The 20,481-nt window shown below is 73.7% G+C and carries 19 protein-coding genes; 12 read left to right on the forward strand and 7 right to left on the reverse strand.

The features are described from left to right. Positions 1-737 precede the first annotated feature (737 nt). Together ACI78V_RS11570 and ACI78V_RS11575 are read right to left on the reverse strand one after the other, a co-directional pair. Entirely contained in the window at positions 738-1,361 is a 624-nt protein-coding gene (locus tag ACI78V_RS11570) for an alpha-ketoglutarate-dependent dioxygenase AlkB (RefSeq protein WP_456851048.1), read from the reverse strand. 39 nt (positions 1,362-1,400) lie between these two features. Further along, positions 1,401-3,620 carry a RecQ family ATP-dependent DNA helicase gene (locus ACI78V_RS11575; RefSeq protein WP_456851049.1) on the reverse strand — a complete coding sequence of 740 codons (2,220 nt, stop codon included), beginning with the start codon at positions 3,618-3,620 and terminating at the stop codon, positions 1,401-1,403. 81 nt (positions 3,621-3,701) lie between these two features. On the opposite strand from ACI78V_RS11575, the gene ACI78V_RS11580 reads away from it, so the two are divergent. The 3 genes from ACI78V_RS11580 to bar all read left to right on the forward strand — a co-directional run bounded on the left by ACI78V_RS11580 (position 3,702) and on the right by bar (position 6,688). Continuing rightward, positions 3,702-4,520 carry a PHP domain-containing protein gene (locus tag ACI78V_RS11580; RefSeq protein WP_456851050.1) on the forward strand — a complete coding sequence of 273 codons (819 nt, stop codon included), beginning with the start codon at positions 3,702-3,704 and terminating at the stop codon, positions 4,518-4,520. Positions 4,521-4,581: 61 nt separating this feature from the next. Beyond that, a complete protein-coding gene (locus ACI78V_RS11585) occupies positions 4,582-5,556 on the forward strand; it encodes a carbamate kinase (protein ID WP_456851051.1) in 975 nt (324 codons plus the stop codon). 28 nt (positions 5,557-5,584) lie between these two features. Further along, on the forward strand, positions 5,585-6,688 hold the full coding sequence (bar, locus tag ACI78V_RS11590; RefSeq protein WP_456851052.1) for a barbiturase: 1,104 nt from the start codon (positions 5,585-5,587) through the stop codon (positions 6,686-6,688). A 201-nt stretch (positions 6,689-6,889) separates the two neighbouring features. Here the strand turns inward: bar and ACI78V_RS11595 are convergent, their stop codons facing one another. Beyond that, the gene (locus tag ACI78V_RS11595; protein ID WP_456851053.1) at positions 6,890-7,426 is read right to left on the reverse strand and encodes an RNA 2'-phosphotransferase; all 537 of its coding nucleotides are present in this window, start codon (positions 7,424-7,426) and stop codon (positions 6,890-6,892) included. Positions 7,427-7,430: 4 nt separating this feature from the next. After that, entirely contained in the window at positions 7,431-8,222 is a 792-nt protein-coding gene (locus ACI78V_RS11600) for an IclR family transcriptional regulator domain-containing protein (protein ID WP_456851054.1), read from the reverse strand. Positions 8,223-8,343: 121 nt separating this feature from the next. Here ACI78V_RS11600 and ACI78V_RS11605 point away from each other — a divergent pair, with 121 nt between their 5' ends. The 7 genes from ACI78V_RS11605 (at position 8,344) to pcaD (ending at position 14,333) form a co-directional block, all read left to right on the forward strand. After that, the gene (locus ACI78V_RS11605; protein ID WP_456851055.1) at positions 8,344-8,910 is read left to right on the forward strand and encodes a flavin reductase family protein; all 567 of its coding nucleotides are present in this window, start codon (positions 8,344-8,346) and stop codon (positions 8,908-8,910) included. Between the two features lie 118 nt (positions 8,911-9,028). Continuing rightward, on the forward strand, positions 9,029-10,627 hold the full coding sequence (locus ACI78V_RS11610; protein ID WP_456851056.1) for a 4-hydroxyphenylacetate 3-hydroxylase family protein: 1,599 nt from the start codon (positions 9,029-9,031) through the stop codon (positions 10,625-10,627). Positions 10,628-10,683: 56 nt separating this feature from the next. Beyond that, complete coding sequence (gene catA / locus ACI78V_RS11615) at positions 10,684-11,556, forward strand: catechol 1,2-dioxygenase (protein WP_456851057.1); 873 nt, start codon at positions 10,684-10,686, stop codon at positions 11,554-11,556. Between the two features lie 78 nt (positions 11,557-11,634). After that, positions 11,635-12,756 carry a muconate/chloromuconate family cycloisomerase gene (locus ACI78V_RS11620; protein WP_456851058.1) on the forward strand — a complete coding sequence of 374 codons (1,122 nt, stop codon included), beginning with the start codon at positions 11,635-11,637 and terminating at the stop codon, positions 12,754-12,756. 25 nt (positions 12,757-12,781) lie between these two features. Further along, positions 12,782-13,069 (forward strand): muconolactone Delta-isomerase, encoded by a 288-nt coding sequence (gene catC / locus ACI78V_RS11625; RefSeq protein WP_456851059.1) that lies wholly within the window; start codon positions 12,782-12,784, stop codon positions 13,067-13,069. Beyond that, on the forward strand, positions 13,066-13,575 hold the full coding sequence (locus tag ACI78V_RS11630) for a nuclear transport factor 2 family protein (RefSeq protein WP_456851060.1): 510 nt from the start codon (positions 13,066-13,068) through the stop codon (positions 13,573-13,575). The genes catC and ACI78V_RS11630 overlap by 4 nt, the downstream gene beginning before the upstream one ends. After that, positions 13,572-14,333 (forward strand): 3-oxoadipate enol-lactonase, encoded by a 762-nt coding sequence (gene pcaD / locus ACI78V_RS11635; RefSeq protein WP_456851061.1) that lies wholly within the window; start codon positions 13,572-13,574, stop codon positions 14,331-14,333. The genes ACI78V_RS11630 and pcaD overlap by 4 nt, the downstream gene beginning before the upstream one ends. Positions 14,334-14,427: 94 nt before the next feature. Here pcaD and rpsD read toward each other — a convergent pair whose 3' ends face one another. Further along, a complete protein-coding gene (rpsD, locus tag ACI78V_RS11640) occupies positions 14,428-15,030 on the reverse strand; it encodes a 30S ribosomal protein S4 (RefSeq protein WP_456851062.1) in 603 nt (200 codons plus the stop codon). Between the two features lie 69 nt (positions 15,031-15,099). Between rpsD and ACI78V_RS11645 the strand changes: the two genes are divergently transcribed. After that, positions 15,100-15,870 carry a DUF2470 domain-containing protein gene (locus ACI78V_RS11645; protein ID WP_456851063.1) on the forward strand — a complete coding sequence of 257 codons (771 nt, stop codon included), beginning with the start codon at positions 15,100-15,102 and terminating at the stop codon, positions 15,868-15,870. A gap of 19 nt (positions 15,871-15,889) precedes the next feature. On the opposite strand, the gene ACI78V_RS11650 is transcribed toward ACI78V_RS11645, so the two are convergent. Both ACI78V_RS11650 and ACI78V_RS11655 read right to left on the reverse strand, forming a co-directional pair. After that, on the reverse strand, positions 15,890-17,311 hold the full coding sequence (locus tag ACI78V_RS11650) for a DUF1116 domain-containing protein (RefSeq protein WP_456851064.1): 1,422 nt from the start codon (positions 17,309-17,311) through the stop codon (positions 15,890-15,892). After that, positions 17,308-18,810, reverse strand: a complete 1,503-nt coding sequence (locus ACI78V_RS11655) for an FdrA family protein (protein ID WP_456851065.1) — start codon at positions 18,808-18,810, stop codon at positions 17,308-17,310. Before ACI78V_RS11655 ends, ACI78V_RS11650 begins: the two co-directional genes overlap by 4 nt. A 177-nt stretch (positions 18,811-18,987) precedes the next feature. Here ACI78V_RS11655 and ACI78V_RS11660 point away from each other — a divergent pair, with 177 nt between their 5' ends. Further along, positions 18,988-20,460: a uracil-xanthine permease family protein gene (locus tag ACI78V_RS11660; RefSeq protein WP_456851066.1), complete on the forward strand. Its 1,473-nt coding sequence runs from the start codon at positions 18,988-18,990 to the stop codon at positions 20,458-20,460. Positions 20,461-20,481: the final 21 nt, after the last annotated feature.

The raw sequence follows: 20,481 nt of genomic DNA on the forward strand, positions 1-20,481 counted from the left end.
GCTAGCACTCTTGATGTCAATCAACCAAAGGAATCCCTCACCACACAAACCTGTGCAGTGCGGGGGAAATAAAACTTGGCACTGACTTTCGGCACGCTGTTGAGTTCTCAAGGAGCGGACGCGCAGGAACCCCGGCCTTTTCGGCCTTCGTTCGAGGCGGTGTCTCCACTGTACACCGCGCTCCGCAGCAGTCAAACCGCGGGGGCTCGGCTGGCGGTGGACCAGGCTGGCGGCCCGGTCCGTTCTCGCTCGGTGCAGGAAGAACAGTACACCATCCGCGGGGCCCTCTGCAGGGGGGTCCGCGGAGGGGCTCGCCCTCCCGGCCGACCACCCTGTCGTCAGGGCTTCGGCACCGCCGAGGGTGGGTGGTGGGTCCACCGTCCGGAGGCATCGGGGACAACGCCGTCGGTCGGCTCCCTGTTCCCGATGCCGCCGGCCCGGCGTCCCCGGGGCGGGCGCAGGCCCCGAGCGCCCGGCGCGCATCCCGGTGTCGGTGTCGGTGTCGGTGTCGGTGTCGGTGACCACGATGCACTGCGGCGCCTCCGTCCCGCCGCGTCCGAGCTGCCCGTCGTGGAGCCGGGACGGAGGTGGACGGTGGGGTCGCCGTCCCGACCTGGGGTGGCCACGACGCGGGCCGACCGCACGCGGTCGGGACCGGGGCGCCGGGGCGGTGGACCGGTGCCGCGGGGAGACCGCCCGGGGACCGCGGTCTCGCGGGCGCGGAGAGAGGGGAGCGCTCAGAGCACCCCGCGGGGGCGGAACTGGACGCTGACGCGAGGCCCGACCGGCTTGGCCGTCTTGGGGATGCAGTGCTCCCACGTGCGCTGGCAGGAGCCGCCCATGACGACCAGGTCACCGTGCCCCAGCGGGAGACGCAGGCTCGCGCCGCCACCGACGGGTCGCAGCAACAGCGGCCGCGGACACCCGAAGGAGACGATCGCGACCATCGTGTCGGCGCTGCGCCCCCGGCCGATGCGGTCGCCGTGCCAGGCGACGCTGTCACGGCCGTCCCGGTACAGGCACATGCCGGCGCTCACGAAGGGTTCACCGAGCTCGGGCCCGTAGTGGGCGTTCAACGCCGACCGCGCCTCGGTCAGGAGCGGATGGGGCAACGTCTCGTCGCCGCCGTACCACCGGAGCAGCCGCGGGACCGCGACCTCGCGCTCGTACATCTGTCGGCGGTCGGCCCGCCACCCGATGTCCCCCAGCAGGACCTCCAGGACGGTGTCCGAGCCGGAGACCCAGCCGGGGAGGTGGTCCACCCAGGCGCCCCGGCTCAGGTGGTGGCGGGCCACGGTCAGCGGGCCCAGGGCCGGCTCCTCGGCGACGTCCCACATGGACGGCTGGTGCGCGAGCGACATGGGCGCAGGCTACGCCGGATCGAACGTGTGTACGACGGCCTACGCCGTGAGGGCCAGGGCGAACGGCAGGACCCGCGACGCGCCGGCCAGTCGCAGCTCGCGGCCGGCGACGGTCATCGTCCACCGGGAGTCGGCTAGGTCGTCGACGAGGAGCACGGGCGCCGGGCCCAGCGCCGCCAGCCGCTCGGCCAGCTCGGGACCCACCACGATGCGCTGCCACACCCCCGCCAGGCGGAAGGCGCTGTTGCCGCCGGGATGGCCCGTCGGCCCGCCGTGGGCCAGGGAGAGCTCACCGAGGTAGGGCAGGCGACCGAGGCCGGCCAGCCCCTGTGCCAGACCGGAGACCAACCGCGGCCGGCGCCGGGAGGGCACCGCCACGACCGCCGCGGGCCGTTCGGCCCAGTCCCAGGCGCCCAGCACGCGCGCGCACGCGCGCAGGAGCTCGTCGTCCGGCGGGGCGTCGGAGACGGCGTGCCGCACCGGGACGTCGAAGGCGGCGTCCGGGTCCTCCTCGAGACCCGGTGCCTCCAGGTCGACGACGCCACCGACGCCGTCGTCACCCAGCAGGGTGCGCAGCCGCTGCCCCCAGCCGAGGTCGGTGAGCCGGGCGACGGCCCGGCCGGGGTCGAGCTGCTCGCCTGCGGCGATCCTGCCCTTCACCGACACCCCGAGGCGGTCGGCCCCGGTCGGCCACTGCGCGCGGGGCGGGAGCTCCACACCGGGGCGGTCGAGCACCGCCGAGGCCGCCTCCGCGGCCGCCGCGGGCACCTCCGTCGAGTACCAGGGCCCGGCGCACACGTCGCAGCGTCCGCACGGTGCGGCGGTCGGGTCGTCGAGCGCCTCCTGCAGGAACGCCATCCGGCACCGGGCCTCGTCCACGGGCCCGGCGTAGGCGATCATCGCCCGCTGCTCGGCCTCCCGGGTGCGCGTCACCCGGGCGTAGCGGTCGGCGTCGTAGACCCAGGGCCGCCCGGTGGCTCGCCAGCCGCCCTGCACCCGCTCGACCGCGCCGTCGACGGCGAGCACCTTGAGCAGCAGCTCCAGCCGTGACCGGCGGACGTCGGCGACGGTCTCCAGCCGTGCGACCGACCACGCCTTCCCGTCCGCCATCGCGCCGAGCACCGCCGCGGCGTGGTCCTCCCGGGGCATGGAGGAGGTGGCGAACCACTGCCAGATCGCGAGGTCCTCCGGGCCGGGGAGCAGCAGCACGTCGGCGTGCTCGACGGCGCGGCCGGCGCGGCCCACCTGCTGGTAGTAGCTCACCGGCGAGGAGGGGGCGCCCAAGTGGACGACGAAGCCGAGGTCGGGCTTGTCGAAGCCCATCCCGAGGGCGGAGGTGGCGACCAGCGCCTTCACCTCGTTGGCGCGCAGGGCCTCCTCGGCGTCCTTGCGGTCGGCGTCGTCGAGCCGGCCGGTGTAGGCGCGGACCTCGTGCCCGGCGTCGCGCAGGAGCGCGGCGGTCTCCTCGGCCGCGGCGACGGTGAGGGTGTAGACGATGCCGCTGCCCGGGAGGTCGCCGAGGTGGGTGGCGAGCCAGGCCAGCCGGGCGCGGTCGGTCGGCAGCCGCAGCACGCCCAGGCGCAGGGAGTCGCGGGCCAGCGGGCCGCGCACCGTCGTCACCGAGACACCGCCGGCGCCCAGCTGCTCGGCGACGTCGGCGACCACGCGCTCGTTCGCCGTCGCGGTGGTGGCCAGCACGGGGGTCCCCGCGGGCAGGGTGCCCAGCAGGTCGCGGATGCGGCGGTAGTCGGGGCGGAAGTCGTGCCCCCAGTCGGAGACGCAGTGGGCCTCGTCGACCACCAGCAGGCCACAGCGGGCGACCAGCCCGGGCAGCTGCTCCTCGCGGAACCGCGGGTTGGTGAGCCGCTCCGGGGAGACCAGCAGGACGTCGACGTCGTCGGCGGCGAGGCGGGCGGCGACGTCGTCCCACTCCGTGGCGTTGGCGCTGGAGATCTCCACCGCCCGGATGCCCGCGCGAGACGCCGCGGCCACCTGGTCGCGCATGAGCGCGAGCAGCGGGCTGACCAGCAGGGTGGGGCCGGCGCCGCGGCGGCGCAGCAGGGCGGTGGAGACGAAGTAGACCGCCGACTTGCCCCATCCGGTGCGCTGCACGACCAGCGCCCGCTCGGAGCGCTCGACCAGCGCGGCGACGGCGGCGTCCTGCCCCTCGCGGAACTCGGCGTCGGCGCGGCCGGTCAGCTCGCGGAGGACCTCGAGGGCCTCCGAGGTCAGCGCGGACGGCGGCGCGGCAGTGCTCATGGCTCCCGACAGTAGGCAGCGCGGCCGACGGAACCGGCCGCCGCGCGCGGGCCGGGGACGGAGGAGGACAATCCACAGGCGATGCGACCGCCGGACAACCACGTGCACACCAGGTGGTCCTGGGACACCTCGGGGACCTCGACGATGGCGCGCGCCTGCGAGCGCGCGGTCGCCCGCGGCCTGCCCGCCATCGCCTTCACCGAGCACCTGGACTTCACGACCTGGTCGCCGGACGACCGCGCCACCGCGGAGGGCCTGGTGGACCGGCACGCCTCCCGGCACCTGCCCATCGACGTCGAGGGCTACTTCGCCGAGCTGGAGGAGTGCCGCGGGCGTTTCCCGGAGCTGCGGATCTGGTCGGGGGTGGAGACAGGGGAACCGCACCTGTTCGCCGCCAGCGTGGCGCGGCACCTCGGCGACGCCCCGGTGGACCGGGTGCTCGGCTCCCTGCACTCGCTGAGCCAGGACGGGCGGCTCCACGGCGTCGGCCGGCTGCTCTACCCGGACCCCGACTCGACGATGCGCCGCTACCTGGCCGAGGTCGTCGACATGGTGGAGAGCAGCGACGTCTTCCAGGTGCTCGCGCACGTCGACTTCCCGCGGCGCTACTGGCCGGGCGGCAGCGACCGGTACGCGGAGAAGGACTACGAGGAGGAGTACCGGGCGGTGTTCCGGGCGCTGGCCGGCACCGGGCGTGCCCTGGAGGTCAACACCTCCAGCCCGCTGGCGTCGGTCGACCAGGTGCGCTGGTTCTTCGAGGAGGGCGGCGAGGCGGTCAGCTTCGGCAGCGACGCCCACCAGCCGGCCGCCGTCGGCCAGTACTTCGACCTGGCCGTGGACGTCGTCGAGGCAGCCGGGTTCCGCCCCGGCCGGGACGCGTTCGACTTCTGGCGCCGCTGACCGTCCCGCAGCCGGAAACAGGTACTTCACCGCTAAGGCACTTTCCCGCTAGGGTCCTCGGGTGACCTCTTCCCGCCGCGTCGTGATCGCCCTCGGCGGCAACGCGATGACCGGACCCGACGGGTCGGCGACCCCGGGCGCGCAGCAGGCCGCGATCGCCGCCGCGTGCGCGCACGTCGCGGCCGTCGTGGCCACCGGGGTCGAGGTCGTCCTCACCCACGGCAACGGGCCGCAGGTGGGCAACCTGCTGGTCAAGAACGAGCTCGCCGCGCACGAGGTGCCCCCCGTCCCGCTGGACTGGTGCGTGGCCCAGACGCAGGCGACGATCGGTTTCACGCTGGCCGACGAGCTGGACGCCGCCCTGGCCGCGCGCGGGCTCCCGCAGCGCACCGCCAGCCTGATCACCCGGACGCTCGTCGACGGCGACGACCCCAACTTCCGCGAGCCGTCGAAGCCGGTCGGTCGCTTCCTGCCGCGGGAGAAGGCGGAGACCTTCATCGCGCACGGCCAGATCTGGGAGGACCGCGGTCCCCGCGGCTGGCGACGCGTCGTCGCCTCCCCGGAGCCGCGCTCGGTGGTCGACGTCCCGGCGATCTCGGCGCTGGCCGGTGCCGGCTTCGTCGTCGCCTGCGCGGGCGGCGGCGGCATCCCGGTGGTGGACAGCGGCGACGGTGGCGCGCTGCGCGGCGTCGAGGCGGTCATCGACAAGGACCTCACCGCCGCGCTGCTGGCCGCCGAGCTGGGCGCCGACACCCTCGTCATCGCCACCGACGTCTCCCACGTGATGGTCGACTTCGGCACGCCCGCCGCCCGGCCGCTGGAGGGGGTGACCGCCGCCGAGCTGCGCGCGCACGCCGCCGCCGGGCAGTTCGCCCGCGGCAGCATGGGCCCCAAGGTCGACGCCGCGCTGCGGTTCGTCGAGGGCGCCGGCCCCACGGCCACCCCCGGGCCGGCCCGCCGCGCCGTCATCACCAGCCTCGAGCACATCTCCGACGCCGTCCGTGGGGACGCCGTCGGCACCGTCCTGACCGCCTGAGCCGTCCGAACCGACCGAGAGGAACGCCGTGCCCGCACCGATCGAGGTCCGCAAGGTCCCGCTGCACAACGTCAGTGACGCCTCCGAGCTGGCCAAGCTCATCGACGAGGGCGTCATGGACGCCGACCGGGTCGTCGCCGTCATCGGCAAGACCGAGGGCAACGGCGGGATCAACGACTACACCCGGATCATCGCCGACCGCGCCTTCCGCGAGGTGCTGCTGGAGAAGGGCACCCGGTCGCTGGAGGAGGTCAAGCAGATCCCGATCGTGTGGTCCGGTGGCACCGACGGTGTCATCAGCCCGCACGCGACGGTCTTCGCCACGCTGCCGGAGGACGCCGTCGAGAAGACCGACGAGCCGCGCCTGACCGTCGGCTTCGCGATGAGCGAGGTGCTGCTGCCCGAGGACATCGGCCGCGTCGCGATGGTGGAGAAGGTCGCCGCCGGCGTGAAGCAGGCGATGGCCGAGGCCGGCATCACCGACCCGGCCGACGTGCACTACGTGCAGACCAAGACGCCGCTGCTGACCGTCGACACGATCCGCGACGCCCACGAGCGCGGCCAGACCACCATCCTGGAGGAGCCGCACGGCTCGATGGACATCTCCAACGGCACGACGGCGCTGGGCATCGCGGTGGCGCTCGGCGAGATCGAGATGCCGACGCAGGAGCAGATCATGCGCGACCTGTCCCTGTACTCCTCGGTGGCCTCCTGCTCCTCGGGTGTGGAGCTGGACCAGGCGCAGATCGTCGTCGTCGGCAACGCCCGCGGGCACGGCGGCGACTACCGCGTCGGCCACTCGGTGATGAAGGACGCCCTCGACCAGGACGGCATCTGGGCCGCGATCCGCGACGCCGGTCTCGACCTGCCGGAGCGTCCGCACCACACCGACCTCGGCGACCGCCTGGTCAACGTGTTCCTCAAGTGCGAGGCCTCCCCCGACGGCAAGGTGCGCGGCCGTCGCAACGCCATGCTCGACGACTCCGACGTCTCCTGGCACCGCCAGATCAAGGCGTGCGTCGGTGGCGTGACGGCGTCGGTGACCGGCGACCCGGCCGTGTTCGTGTCGGTCGCCGCGGTGCACCAGGGCCCCTCGGGCGGCGGCCCCGTGGCCGCGATCGTCAAGGCCTGACGACAGCACGCAGACGCCGGAGGCGCCGGTCGGGGGACCCCCGGCCGGCGCCTCCGTCGTCCACCGGGGCCCGGTCCTGCCGCGTGACCGGTGCGCTCCCGCCGATCGGGTCCCTCGGCGTCGCCGGCGGATCGACCTCCACCTCCACCGGCGGACGCCGCACGCGGACCGCCCGCGGGACCGACCGCCCACCGACCGCGGTCAGCGCCGGACGACCGAGAGGTACGCGGGCGGAACGGCGTCGACCAGCCAGACGCCGTTGGCCGAGCGGGTGAAGGCGGCACCGGCTGCGGCCAGCCCGCCGGCGTCGACCCGCAGGAGGACCGGGTGGCCACGGCGGGCACCCACCCGGCGCGCGGTCCCGGCGTCCGGGCTCAGGTGGACCGCGTGCCGGCGTCCCGGGCGCAGGCCCTCGGCGAGGATCGCCGGCAGGAACCGCTCGACCGTCCCGTGGAACAGCACCGCCGGCGGCTGCTGCGCCGCGTAGCCGAGGTCGACCGCGACGCTGTGCCCCTGGCTGGCGCGGATCCGGGTGCCCGTCGCGTCGAAGGCGAACCGCTGCTTGTCGTCGGTGGCGACGACGTGCTCGAGCTCCCCGCGGGTGAGGTGCAGTGCGGCCAGCAGGTCGTCGACGTCGACCCAGCCGGCGGCGTCCAGCTCGAGCCCCGCGCTGGACGGCGCGTGCCGCAGCACGTACGACAGCCGCTTGCCCAGCCGGACGACGTCGCGGGGCGCCACGCGGTCACGACCGGCCGCTCAGGTCGACGCTGATCCGGTTCGCCGTCTCGACCAGGAGCGGGACCACCTCCCGCTGCAGCTGCCCGAGGGTCGACCGCCCGGCGGACGTGGACGACGCCAGCGCGGCGACCACCCGCCCCGACCGGTCGCGGACCGGCGCGGAGGCCGACAGCAGCCCGGCCTCCAGCTCCTCGCCGACGATCGACCAGCCCTGCTCGCGCACCCGGGCCAGCTCCGCCCGCAGCGCCGAGGGGTCGGTCACCGTGTTCCGCGTGATCGCCCGCAACGGCCGGCGGTTGAGGGCCGAGTCCACGACCTCCGTCGGCGCCCAGGCCAGCAGCACCCGGCCCATCGACGTGGCGTAGGCCGGCACGCGGGTCCCCACGGAGACGTTGATGCTCATGATCCGCCGCACCGGCACGCGGGCGACGTAGACCACCTCGTCGCCGTCCAGGGTGGCCAGCGAGGCCGACTCGTGGGTCTCCTCGGCGAGCTTGAGCAGGTGCGGCTGGGCGAGGTCGATCAGCGCGTTGGACGCCGTGTAGTGCTGGCCGATGCTGAGCACCCGCGGGGTGAGGGACCACCGGCCGCTGCTGCCGCGCACGTACCCGAGCCGCTCGAGGGTGATGAGGAACCGCCGCACCGCCGGGCGGGAGAGACCGGTCAGCTGGGCGAGCTCGGCGAGGGTGGGCTCCGGGTGGTCGGCATCGAAGGCCAGGAGGACGGCGAAACCGCGCTCCAGGCTCTGCACGTAGTCGCGGTCCCCGTTCGCGGAGTCGCCACCCTCGCCGGTCATCGCCCCCATCTTCCTGCACGCAGGGGGTTGACGGTCGTCCGTGACGTGGAGCACACTCGCTGCACGCTCTGCGGACGCCTAGTACGCACAGCGTACACACTCCCCGCGAGGAGGAGCACGGATGCTCGACTCACGCACGGTCCGGAACGCCTTCGGCCGGTTCGCCACGGGCGTCACCGTGGTCACCTGCGCGAAGGAGGACGGCGTGCCGCACGGCGCGACCGTCAACGCCTTCACCGCCGTCTCGCTGGAGCCGGCGCTGTGCCAGGTGACGCTCACCCGCCGCTCGAAGGCGTGCGGCTACCTCGAGGGGGCGCCGTTCGCGGTCAACGTCCTGGCCAGCGACCAGCTGGACACGGCGTGGCACTTCGCCGGCCGCCCCCAGGAGAAGGAACCGGAGTGGGCCGAGGGCCCGACGGCGCCGGTGCTGGTCGGCAACGCCGCCACGCTGTCGTGCCGGCCGTGGCGCACCTACGACGGCGGTGACCACCTGATCGTGATCGGCGAGGTCGTCGACCTCGACATCACCGACGAGGACCCGCTGCTGTTCTTCGGCGGCCGGTTCCGCGAGCTGGCCGCGCCGGCCACCGGCGTCCACTGGAGCGGCTCGCTCGACTGCCCCGAGCTGGGCTGGTTCGACGCCAGCTCGTCCTTCACCACGCTGCACCCGCACCGCGCGGCGTCCTGAGCCAGGACCCCGTCCTGCTCACCCCTCGCAATCCGAGACGAGCCCCGGACGGGCCTGCGCACCAGTTGTCCAGCACCGCACGCAGTACCCGACTCCACCGACGAAGAAGGGTCTCCCCGTGACGCTCGAGCAGGAACGCGAAGTCGTCAGCCCCCGTGGTACCGACGGCACCCCCGACCCGGACAAGCCGACCGCATCGCGGCCGATGACCGGCGACGAGTACATCGAGAGCCTCCGCGACGACCGGGAGGTGTGGATCTACGGCGAGCGTGTCAGCGACGTGACGACGCACCCGGCCTTCCGCAACCCGATCCGGATGACCGCCCGCCTCTACGACTCCCTGCACGACCCGGCGAACAGGGACGTCCTCACCACGCCGACCGACACCGGTTCCGGCGGGTTCACCCACCCGTTCTTCCGTGCCCCCCACTCGGTGGAGGACATGGTCCGCGACCGCGACGCGATCGCGGCCTGGGCGCGGATGTCCTACGGCTGGATGGGCCGCGCCCCCGACTACAAGGCCGCCTTCCTCGGCACCCTGGGCGCCAACAGCCCGTTCTACGAGCCCTACGAGGCGAACGCGAAGCGCTGGTACAAGGAGTCGCAGGAGAAGGTCCTGTACTGGAACCACGCGATCATCAACCCGCCGGTCGACCGCAACCTCCCGCCCGACGAGGTCGGCGACGTCTTCATGAAGGTGGAGAAGGAGACCGACGCGGGGCTGGTCGTCTCCGGCGCCAAGGTGGTGGCCACCGGCTCGGCGATCACCAACTACAACTTCATCGCCCACTACGGCCTGCCGATCAAGAAGAAGGAGTTCTCCCTCATCTGCACGGTGCCGATGGACGCACCGGGCGTGAAGCTGATCTGCCGGAGCAGCTACACCCAGCAGGCCGCGGTCATGGGCAGCCCCTTCGACTACCCGCTGTCGTCCCGCATGGACGAGAACGACACGATCTTCGTCTTCGACAAGGTGCTCGTGCCGTGGGAGAACGTCTTCCTCTACGGCGACCCGGAGAAGACCAACGGGTTCTTCCCGGTCTCCGGGTTCCTCCCCCGGTTCACCCTGCACGGCTGCACCCGCCTGGCGGTCAAGCTGGACTTCATCGCCGGCCTGCTCATGAAGGCCCTGGAGGCCACCGGCAGCAAGGACTTCCGCGGCGTGCAGACCCGGGTCGGCGAGGTCATCGGCTGGCGCAACGTGTTCTGGGCGCTGACCGACGCGATGGTGCACAACCCCGACGAGTGGGTCGCCGGCACCAAGCTGCCCAAGCTCGACTACGGGCTGACCTACCGGATGTTCATGATCCACGGCTACCCGCGGGTCAAGGAGATCATCGAGTCCGACGTCGCCAGCGGGCTGATCTACCTCAACTCGCACTCCATGGACTTCAAGACCCCCGAGGTGCGGCCCTACCTGGACAAGTACGTCCGGGGCTCCAACGGCATCGACGCCGTCGACCGCGTCAAGGTCATGAAGGCGCTGTGGGACTCCGTCGGCACCGAGTTCGGCGGCCGGCACGAGCTCTACGAGCGCAACTACTCCGGCAACCACGAGAACGTCAAGGCCGAGCTGCTGTTCGCCGCCGAGGCCCAGGGCACCACCGGCGCGATGAAGGGCCTGGCCGAGGCCTGCCTGGCCGAGTACGACCTCGACGGCTGGACCGTGCCCGACCTCATCGGCAACGACGACGTCTCGTTCTTCCGCAACCGCTGACCCGTCCACCCCGCGCCGGGGAACCGGCGCACCCGACCACCGAGGAGCACGTCCGCATGACCGCCACGCAGAACTCGCCCACCGCGGCCGGCTCGGGCGCCAACGCCACCGCGTCGTTCCGGACCACCGAGCAGTACCACGCGGGAGCCGCCGAGGTCTCCCCCGAGCGGGTCAGCACCGTCGTCAGCGCCGTCCTGGCCGGTGTCCACCAGGCCATCCGCGACCACGACGTCACCTATCCGGAGTTCCAGGCGGCCAAGGCCTGGATGATCGAGGTCGGGGAGGGCGGCGAGTGGCCGCTGTTCCTCGACGTCTTCGTCGAGCACGTCGTCGAGGAGGTCGCCGCCCGCGCCCAGACCGGCACCAAGGGCAGCATCCTCGGCCCCTACTACCTGCCCGGTCAGAAGCGCCTGCCGGCGAAGGCCACCCTGCCCATGCGGGACGACGAGCAGGGCACCCCGCTGGTCTTCGCCGGCCAGGTCCGCGACGTCGACGGCACCCCGCTGGCCGGCGCCGAGGTCGACATCTGGCAGGCCGACCACCAGGGCTACTACTCCGGGTTCGCCCCCCACATCCCCGACGGCAACCTGCGCGGCGTCGTCGTCACCGACGACGAGGGCCGGTTCGAGATCCGCACGATCCAGCCCGCGCCCTACCAGATCCCGACCGACGGGCCGACCGGCAAGCTCATCACCGCCGCCGGCTGGCACCCCTGGCGGCCGGCCCACCTGCACCTGCTGGTCCGCGCCCCCGGGCACCGCACCATCACCACCCAGCTGTACTTCGCCGGCGGGGAGTGGCTCGACAGCGACGTCGCCGAGGCCGTGAAGCCCGAACTCGTCCTCGACCCGCAGGACCAGGGCGACGGCACGCGGGCGGTCAGCTACGACTTCGTCCTCGAGCCGGAGAGGGAGGCCGCCGCCGCCTGATACGCCCTCCGGGCCGTGTGGGCGGTCCCCGCACGGCCCGGGCGGGCCCACCCATCGACCAGCGGAGAGCGGCGGCGCATGCACGACCTGACGATCGACCACGTCCGGACGACGGTCCTCGACGTCCCCCTTCGGCGCCCGCACCGGTTCGCCCGGACCGGCATGGACGCCCAGCCGGTCCTGCTCGTCACCCTCCGCACCCGCGGCGGGGCGACCGGAGTCGGGGAGGGCGTCGTCCCGGGCGGCCCGTGGTGGGGCGGTGAGTCGGTGGAGACCATGCAGGTCGTCGTCGAGCGCTACCTCGCCCCGCTGCTGCTCGGCCGTCGCGTCGACGACGTCGCCGGCATCCAGCAGGCGATGGACGACGTCGTCAACGCCAACCTCTTCGCCAAGGCCGCCGTCGAGGTGGCGCTGCACGACGCCTGGGCCCGCTCCCTCGGCGTCCCGGTGCACACCCTGCTCGGCGGGCTCGCCCGGACCTCGGTCCCGGTCACCTGGGCGCTGGGCACCGAGTCGGCGGCCGAGGTCGTCGAGGAGGCGCGGGGGAAGCTCGACGCCGGCCTGCACACCAGCTTCAAGCTCAAGATGGGCGCGCAGGAGCCGGCCGACGACGTCGCCCGCGTCGTCGAGGTCGCCCGGGAGCTGGCCGACGACGCCAGCGTCCGGGTCGACATCAACGCCCGCTGGGACCTGCTGACCTCGCTGCGCTGGCTGCCCCGGCTGGCGGAGGGCGGCATCGACCTGGTCGAGCAGCCCGTGCCCGGCGCCGAGGTGGAGTGGCTGGCCGAGATCAACGCCGCCCTCCCGATCCCCGTCATGGCCGACGAGAGCCTGCGGACGCCGTCGGACGCGCTGCGGCTGGTCCGGCTGCGGGCCGCGGACGTCTTCTCCCTGAAGACGACGAAGTCCGGCGGGCTGCGCCACACCCGGCAGATCGCCGACGTCGCCGCCGCGGCCGGCGTCCCGTGCCACGGTGGGACGTCGATCGAGGGCCCGATCGGCACCGCGGCCTCGCTGCACCTGGCCTGCGCGATGCCCGGCGTCACGTACGGCAGCGAGTTGTTCGGTCCCCTGCTCATGCGCGAGGAGCTGCTCACCGAGCCGCTGCGCTACGCCGACGGCGCCTTGCACCTGCCGGAGGGCCCGGGTCTCGGCGTCGAGCTCGACCCGGCCGCCGTCGCCCGCTTCACCCGGTCCTGACCCCTACCTGCAAGGAGCCCCCAGCATGCTTTTCCACGTGCGGATGGACGTCGCCATCCCCCGGGACCTCGACCCCGAGGAGCGCACCCGGCTGGTGACCACGGAGAAGGCCCGCGCACTGGAACTGCAGCGCAGCGGGAAGTGGGTCCACCTGTGGCGGGTGGTCGGCGCGTACAGCAACGTCAGCGTCTTCGACGTCGAGGGCAGCGACGAGCTGCACGAGATCCTGTGGAACCTGCCGCTGTTCCCCTTCATGACGATCGCGGTGACCCCGCTGACCGAGCACCCCTCGGCCCTCTCGGCGAACCCGTGACCGGCGGGGTCGCGTCGGCCTCCGTCGAGGAGCGGCTGCGGCGGCTGGAGGACGTCGAGGAGATCCGCCGCCTGGACGCCGTCTACTGCCGCTTGCTCGACGACGGCGACTGGCCCGCGCTGGTCGCCCTGTTCACCGAGGACGGCGTCTTCGACGGGCTGTCCCGGGTGGCGGGCCGGTCCGGTCTGCTGACCTTCTTCTCCGGCCTGGCCGCCGGCGGGCTCACCGCCTTCTGGCACCACGTCTCCAACCTGGAGGTGGAGGTGGCCGGCGACGCGGCGACGGTGCGCTCCCTGCTGTGGCAGCCGTGCGTCGTCGACGGCGTGCCGCACGTGGCGGCCGGGCGGTACACCGACCAGCTCGTGCGGACCCGGGAGGGGTGGCGGTACCGCGTCAAGCAGGTCCGGTTCTCCTACTGGGCACCGATGACGGTTGGATGGGACCAGCACCGGTTCAGCCTCGAGGCGGCTCGCGCCGCCGCCGTCCCCAGGGGAGTCCACGCATGACCGCACGCCTGTCCGCCGTCGTCGACGGCCCGGACGACGCCCCCGTCCTCGTGCTCGGCCCGTCGCTGGGCACCGACACGGGACTGTTCGACGCCCAGGCCGCCGAGTTCGCCGGCGACTTCCGCGTGGTCCGCTACGACCTGCGCGGGCACGGCGGGTCGGAGGTCGTCCCGGGCCCGTGCACGATGGCCGACCTCGCCGACGATGTGATCGCCCTGCTCGACCGGCTCGGTGTCGACCGGTTCTCCTACGCCGGGGTCTCCATCGGCGGCGCGATCGGGCAGCAGCTGGCACTGACCGTGCCCGAGCGGCTGGAGAAGCTGGCGATCATCGCCTCGGCCGCACAGTTCGCCGACCCGCCGTCGTGGCCGGTCCGCGCCCAGCAGGTCCGCGAGCACGGCACCGAGACGCTCGTCGGCTCCCGCACCGGCACGTGGTTCACCGCGACCTGGGCCGAGAAGAACCCCGACGAGGCGGTGCGGCTGCTGCAGATGCTGCGCGACACCCCCGACGAGGGCTACGCCGCCTGCTGCGAGGCGATCGGCGCCTTCGACGTCCGCGACCGCCTGGGCGAGATCAGCACGCCGACGCTGGTGGTGGCCGGCGAGGAGGACCCGGCCACCCCGCCGGACATGGTGCGGCTGATCGCCGACGGCATCGCCGGCGCCCGGTTCCTCGTCGTCCCCGCGGCGGGCCACCTGCCCAACGCCACCGACCCGGAGACGGTGAACGCGGCACTGCGCGACCACCTGGGCTGAGCCCGGCGCCGCGGGCGCGAGATCGGCGATCCGGTGGCCCTCAGCCGCTGATCGCCAGGAGATCGCCGATCTCGCGCCCGGGGTCGCGCGCGGGTCAGCGGGAGTAGTACTCCACGACCAGCTGCTCCTCGCAGATCACCGGGACCTCGTCGCGGCCCGGCGTCCGCTCGTAGCGGGCGACCAGGTCGGCCAGGCGCACCTCGAGATAGGCCGGCGCGGCCGCGTGCGCACCGGAGGCGGCGACGACGAACGGCTCCTTGGCGCGGGACCGCTCCGCGATCTGCACGAAGTCGCCCGGCCGCAGCCGGTAGGAGGGCCGGTCGACCCGCTCGCCGTTCACCAGCACGTGCTGGTGCGTGACGAACTGGCGGGCCTGGTAGATCGTGCGCGCGAAACCGGCCCGCAGCACGGTGGCGTCCAGCCGCGACTCGAGGTCCTGGATCAGGGCCTCGCCGGTCTTGCCGCCGGAGCGCCTGGCCCGGTCGAACGCCGCTCGCAGCTGGCTCTCGCTGATGTCGTACTGGGCCCGGAGCCGCTGCTTCTCCTTGAGACGGGTGGAGTAGTCGCTGTCCTTGCGGCGCTTGCGTCCGTGCTCACCCGGCGGGTAGGGACGGCGCTCGAAGTACTCGACGGCCTTCGGCGTGAGCGGGATGCCGAGAGCGCGACTGATCCGGACCTTGGGGCGCGGGGTGTTCACGGGACCTCCTGGTTTGGTTAGGCTCACCTTACTCGCGCACGACACCCTGCCGTCCACCCCGAGGAAGCCATGACCGCAGCACCCCGCCCCGCACCACGGACGCCCGCCGGCGGCGCCGCCCGCGCCACCGCGGCCGACGCCGCCGAGCGGGCCCGCACGGTCGCCGCCGAGCAGGCCGCCTCGATCACCGCGCTGGGGCTGGGCACCAGCCGGCTGCTGGCGGCCACGACCACCGACGACGGGGACGTGCTGGTCGTCGTCCCTCGGTCCGGTGGGCTGGCCGCCGCGGTCGCCGCCGCACCCGAGGGCGACCTGCCCGCGCGGGTGACCGTCACCTCCCGCTCACCGCTGCCCCTGCGCAACCCGCTGCGGGCGCGCCTGGAGCTGGCCGGCTGGCTCTCCCCGGTACCGGCCCGCGACGAGCCCGAGCAGGTGCTGGCCTTCGCCGCCGCACACCCCGCCGACGTGCTGCTCGACGTCGGGCTCACCGCGACGCTGCTGCGCCTGGACCTGGCCGAGGTCCTCCTCCACGAGGGCGGCGGGTGCACCGAGATCACGCCGGAGGAGTACGCCGCGGCCCGGCCCGACCCGCTCGGGTCCGCGGAGACCGACCTGCTCGCCGACTCGGCCGCTCCGCTGGCCGAGCTGTGCGCGCGGGTGCGGGCGTGGACCGGCGACGACGACGTCCACCTGCTGGGCGTCGACCGCTTCGGCGTCGTCTTCCGCGTCGAGCACCGCCGCGGCTGCTACGACCTGCGGACGCCGTTCGCCGCCCCGCTGGCCGGCCCGGCCGACTTCCCCGCCGCCGTCGACCGGCTGCTGGCCTGCGCCCGCGCCTGAGGACGCCGGGGGACGTGCGTCAGGCCGCGGTGCGGGCCTCCTCGGCCAGCGCCACCAGCGCCTGCTCGAAGCACTGCTGCGGCGGCTGGACCAGCCCGGCACCGACCTGCCCGGTGCCGGCCACGCGGCCGGCCATCCCGGTGTTGATCTGCGGCAGCCAGCCCGAGCGCGCCACCTTGAGGACGTCGATGCCGGTCGGCGAGCCGCGGAAGCCCAGGATCGGCACCTGCATCGCCGGGTTCTCGGCGAGGGTGAGCTGGTACATCCGCTCGGTGGTGGCGAGCGCGTCGGGCACCGTGCCGCCGACGAACCGGACGATCGCGGGGGCGGCCGCCATCGTGAACCCGCCGACGCCGTAGGTCTCCATGATCGCGGAGTCGCCGATGTCGGGGTTGGCGTCCTCGGGGCCGTAGTCGCCGAGGAACAGGCCGACCGGGGTGTTGGCGGGTCCGGTGAACCAGCGGTCGCCGGTGCCGGCGGTCTGGATGCCGAACTCCGTCCCGTTGCGGGCCATCACGGTGACCATCGACGAGCCGGGGATGCCGCGGGCGGCGTCCATGGCCAGCTTCGCCGTCGGCATGCCGAGGTTGAGGAAGAAGTGTTCGTTGCCGCCGATGAAGGCCAGCACCTGCGCGATGTCGGACGACGGCGCGTCGACGGCCACGATGGCCGGCGACAGCTCGCGGAGGGTCATCAGCGAGCCGGCGCGGTTGCGGTTGTGCCCCTCGTCGCCCATCTGCAGCATCTGGGCGAGCACGGCCTTGACATCGAGCGGGTCGGCGCCGGCGTCGATCGGGCCGCGCACCGCCTTGGCCAGCACCGGGCCCAGCACGTCGCGCATCCAGCGCAGCCGGGTGATCACCTCGTCGTTGTAGGCGCCCATCCGCAGCACCTTGCCCAGGCCCTCGTTGAGGTTGCAGAACGCCTGGCCGCCGTGGACCGGGTCCTGCAGGCACCACATCCACATCGACGGGCTGGTCACCCCTGCCATCGGGCCCACGGCGCGGTGGTGGTGGCACGGGTCGAGGGTGATCTCGCCGGCGGCGAGGACCCGCTCCGCCTCCTCGGCGGTGTCGGCCCAGCCCTCGAACAGGCACGCGCCGATCAGCGCCCCGCGCAGCGGGCCACTGGCGTCGGCCCACGCGATCGGGGGCCCGGCGTGCAGCAGCGTGCGGTCGGGCAGGCCGAGCACCTCGCGGGCCGGCCGGACGTCGACGAGCTGGGACCCGGCGGCCATCACCCGCTCCACCGCGGTCCGGTTGGCCGCGGCCCGGCGCGTGTCGAGGGCGAGCACGGCGAGGTCGGCGGGGTCGCCGAAGCCCGGCGGGCGCCAGTCGACGTCGTGCACCTGCGCGCCCTGGGCGCGCAGCGCGTCGGAGAAGACGTCGACACCGGCGGCGACGATCACCGGCGGGGCGGAGAGCAGGTCGGCGAGGGTCATCGGGCGGCTCCCAGCAGGTCGAGGGCGTACCGCGTGGCCGCGGCGTTGGAGGCGAAGACGGTGGCACCGGCGGCGGCGAGGGCGTCGGCCTGACGGGACCAGCCCTGCGGGTCCCCCTCGGTGCCGACCAGCGCGACCACGACCGGCAGCGGGCCGGCCGCGGCCTGACGGGCGGCGTCCAGCGCGGGCACGAGCGAGGCCGCGGGGTCGGCGTCGGCCCCGTACCCGAGGACCACGTCCAGCAGCAGGACGGCGGGCTCGTCGGCGGCCGCGACCGCGGCGAGGGCCTCGAGCCGCAGCGTGGGGTCGATCATCGGGTGCGCCCGGCCGACGGTGAGCGCGTCGTCCCCGAAGTCGATGACGACGTGCCCGGGGGCGGACAGGTCCGTCCCGAGGTCGAGCTCGGGGCGCAGCGGGGTGTTCGAGCGGATGTCGCCGAGCGCGGGGGCGGCCAGGAGCATGGCCTCGTCGGCGAGGGTGCCGCCGGAGTAGAGGCCCTTGAGCACCGCGCCCGGGGCGGCGGTCGCGCCGTCGCCGGGCCGGGACGGCCACTGGGGCACCGCGACGCCCATGTCGTCGAGCAGCGCCTCGACCGCGGCGGTGAGGTCGGGGGTCTGCGCCGACAGCGCGGCCGACCGGACCGGGACCGACAGCTGCGCCGCCGCCTCGGCCACCGCGGCGGCCACCGACGGCGCCGGCGGCTTGGAGACCAGCAGCACCCGCTCCGTGGCCGGGTCGGCGTCCAGGGCCGCCAGCGCGTCGAGCGTGGCGAGGCCGCCGACGGCCTCGGACAGGTCGCGGCCGCCGACGCCGATCACGTGGCTGACGCCGACACCGGCCATGTCGAGCAGGCAGGAGACCTGCTGGGCGCCGGTGCCGCTCGCCGCCACGAGCCCCACCGGCCCGGGCCGGACGACGTTGGCGAAGCCCAGCGCCACCCCGGAGACGATCGCCGTCCCGCAGTCGGGGCCCATGACGAGGACGCCGGCGTCGTGCGCGGCACGCTTGAGCGCGACCTCGTGCTCGACGGGGACGCCGTCGGAGAAGACCAGCACGCTGCGGCCGGCGGCGATCGCGTCGGCGGCCTCGGCGACGGCGTACTGCCCGGGGACGCTGACGATGGCCAGTGCCGAGCCGTCGGTGGGCAGGGCGTCGAGGCCGGCCCCGATGGTGCGCGCCGGGATGGCGTCGGCGGTGGTGGCGGTGCGCTCGCGCGCGGCGAGGGCGGCGTCGACGGCGGCGACCGCGGCGACGAGCGTCTCGTCGTCAGCGGCCTTGACGGCGATGAGCAACTGGTCCGGGGAGACGTCGCCCTCCGGCGCCAGGCCCATGTTCTGGGCCAGTTCCAGGTTCAGCGGCGTGGCCATCGCGACCAGGACGGCGGAGACGCCGTCGCGGGCGCCGATGTCCCGGCTGACCTGCATCAACTTGACCGAGTCGGCGTAGACGCCGCTGCGGAGGGAGACGTGCCGGGCTCCGGCTGCGGATGGGGCGGTCACGACGCGAACCGTACCTGCATGTTGCCTCAGCGTTAAGAGATCTCCCGCAATAACGATTTAGCACTGAGGTACTTCCGCTTCCCCGCCCGCGGTGACAGATTGGCGCCTCATCTGGTGCCGGGACACGCCATCATCCGGTTGCCGGCCTGGTCTGTGGTGCACGTCGAGGAGGCACTCATGGCGTTCGGTTGGAAGCTCTACGGGGACGGCAAGACCCCGCCACTGGGCGAGGCCGTCGCCCCGGACGAGCGGCTGTCGTGGCCGCGCACCGTCGGCATCGGCGCGCAGCACGTGGTCGCCATGTTCGGGGCGACGTTCGTCTTCCCGATCGTCATGGGGCTCGACCCCAACCTGGCGATCATGATGAGCGGCATCGCGACGATCGTCTTCCTGCTCATCGTGAGGAACAGGGTGCCCAGCTACCTGGGCACCAGCGCGGCGTTCGTCGGCGGCGTGGCCGCCATCCGCGCCAACGGCGGTGACTCCGGCGACGTCGTCGGGGCCATCCTGGTCGCCGGTGTGGTGCTGGCGCTGGTCGGTCTGCTGATCCACTTCGCCGGCCTCGGCCTGATCAACAAGGTGCTGCCGCCGGCGGTCACCGGTGCCGTCGTCATGCTGATCGGCTTCAACCTGGCTCCGGTCGCGGCCGGCATCTACTGGCCGCAGGACCAGTGGGTCGCCCTGGCCACGATGGCCTTCGTCATCGTGGCGTCGCTGGCGCTGCGCGGCTTCCTCGCCCGCATCGCGATCCTGCTCGGGCTGGTCTTCGGCTACCTGCTGTCGGTACTGCTCGACGTCACCGCCGGTCAGATCACCTCGCCCGACGGCACGGGCACGGTGAGCACGCGTGACCGGATCAACTTCGACGCCGTGGGCCAGGCGGACTGGTTCGGTCTCCCGGACTTCACCGCGCCGAGCTTCTCGCTGAACTACAGCCTGCTGGTCATCCCCGCGGTCATCGCGCTGGTCGCCGAGAACGTCGGTCACGTCAAGGCGGTCGCCGAGATGACCAAGCGCGACCTCGACCCGGTGATGGGCCGCGCCGTCTTCGCCGACGGCGTGGGCACCGTCCTCGCCACGTCGGTCGGCGGCTCGCCGACCACGACGTACGCCGAGAACATCGGCGTCATGGCCGCCACCCGCGTCTACTCGACGGCGGCCTACTACGTGGCCGCACTCGTGGCCATCCTGCTCGGCCTGTGCCCGAAGTTCGGCGCGCTGATCAACATCGTCCCCGGTGGCGTGCTCGGCGGCATCACCGTCGTCCTCTACGGGATGATCGGTCTGCTCGGTGCCAAGATCTGGAAGGAGAACCGGGTCGACTTCGCCAACCCGATCAACCTGGTGCCGCTGGCCGCCGGGATCATCATCGGCATCGGCAACGTCACACTGACCTTCACCGACGAGTTCTCGCTCAACGGGATCGCCCTCGGCTCGATCGTCGCCGTCGCGGCCTGGCACGTGGCGCGGGCGCTGGCCCCTGCCGAGATGAAGAACGCCCTGCTGCGCGAGGGCTCCCACCCCGCCGCGGGGTCCACGCTGGGCCACGGCGGCGAGGCCGTCACCCCCGACCCGTCGTCGGTGGACGAGGTCGGCCGGCCCGGGGTCCCCGGCTCGCGCACCCCGGGCGACAACCGGCTCAACAAGTGACCGCCCGCGTCGGGTCCTGAG

The organism is Geodermatophilus sp. SYSU D00742 (assembly GCF_054049935.1).

What these genes read in the sequence shown, in the direction of transcription:
- ACI78V_RS11600 (WP_456851054.1), bottom strand. Translation starts at nt 8,222, where the DNA reads ATGACCGGCGAGGGTGGCGACTCCGCGAACGGGGACCGCGACTACGTG.
- ACI78V_RS11660 (WP_456851066.1), top strand. Translation starts at nt 18,988, where the DNA reads ATGGCGTTCGGTTGGAAGCTCTACGGGGACGGCAAGACCCCGCCACTG.
- ACI78V_RS11650 (WP_456851064.1), bottom strand. Translation starts at nt 17,311, where the DNA reads ATGACCCTCGCCGACCTGCTCTCCGCCCCGCCGGTGATCGTCGCCGCC.
- pcaD (WP_456851061.1), top strand. Translation starts at nt 13,572, where the DNA reads ATGACCGCACGCCTGTCCGCCGTCGTCGACGGCCCGGACGACGCCCCC.
- catA (WP_456851057.1), top strand. Translation starts at nt 10,684, where the DNA reads ATGACCGCCACGCAGAACTCGCCCACCGCGGCCGGCTCGGGCGCCAAC.
- ACI78V_RS11620 (WP_456851058.1), top strand. Translation starts at nt 11,635, where the DNA reads ATGCACGACCTGACGATCGACCACGTCCGGACGACGGTCCTCGACGTC.
- catC (WP_456851059.1), top strand. Translation starts at nt 12,782, where the DNA reads ATGCTTTTCCACGTGCGGATGGACGTCGCCATCCCCCGGGACCTCGAC.
- ACI78V_RS11645 (WP_456851063.1), top strand. Translation starts at nt 15,100, where the DNA reads ATGACCGCAGCACCCCGCCCCGCACCACGGACGCCCGCCGGCGGCGCC.
- ACI78V_RS11580 (WP_456851050.1), top strand. Translation starts at nt 3,702, where the DNA reads ATGCGACCGCCGGACAACCACGTGCACACCAGGTGGTCCTGGGACACC.
- ACI78V_RS11570 (WP_456851048.1), bottom strand. Translation starts at nt 1,361, where the DNA reads ATGTCGCTCGCGCACCAGCCGTCCATGTGGGACGTCGCCGAGGAGCCG.
- ACI78V_RS11575 (WP_456851049.1), bottom strand. Translation starts at nt 3,620, where the DNA reads ATGAGCACTGCCGCGCCGCCGTCCGCGCTGACCTCGGAGGCCCTCGAG.
- ACI78V_RS11605 (WP_456851055.1), top strand. Translation starts at nt 8,344, where the DNA reads ATGCTCGACTCACGCACGGTCCGGAACGCCTTCGGCCGGTTCGCCACG.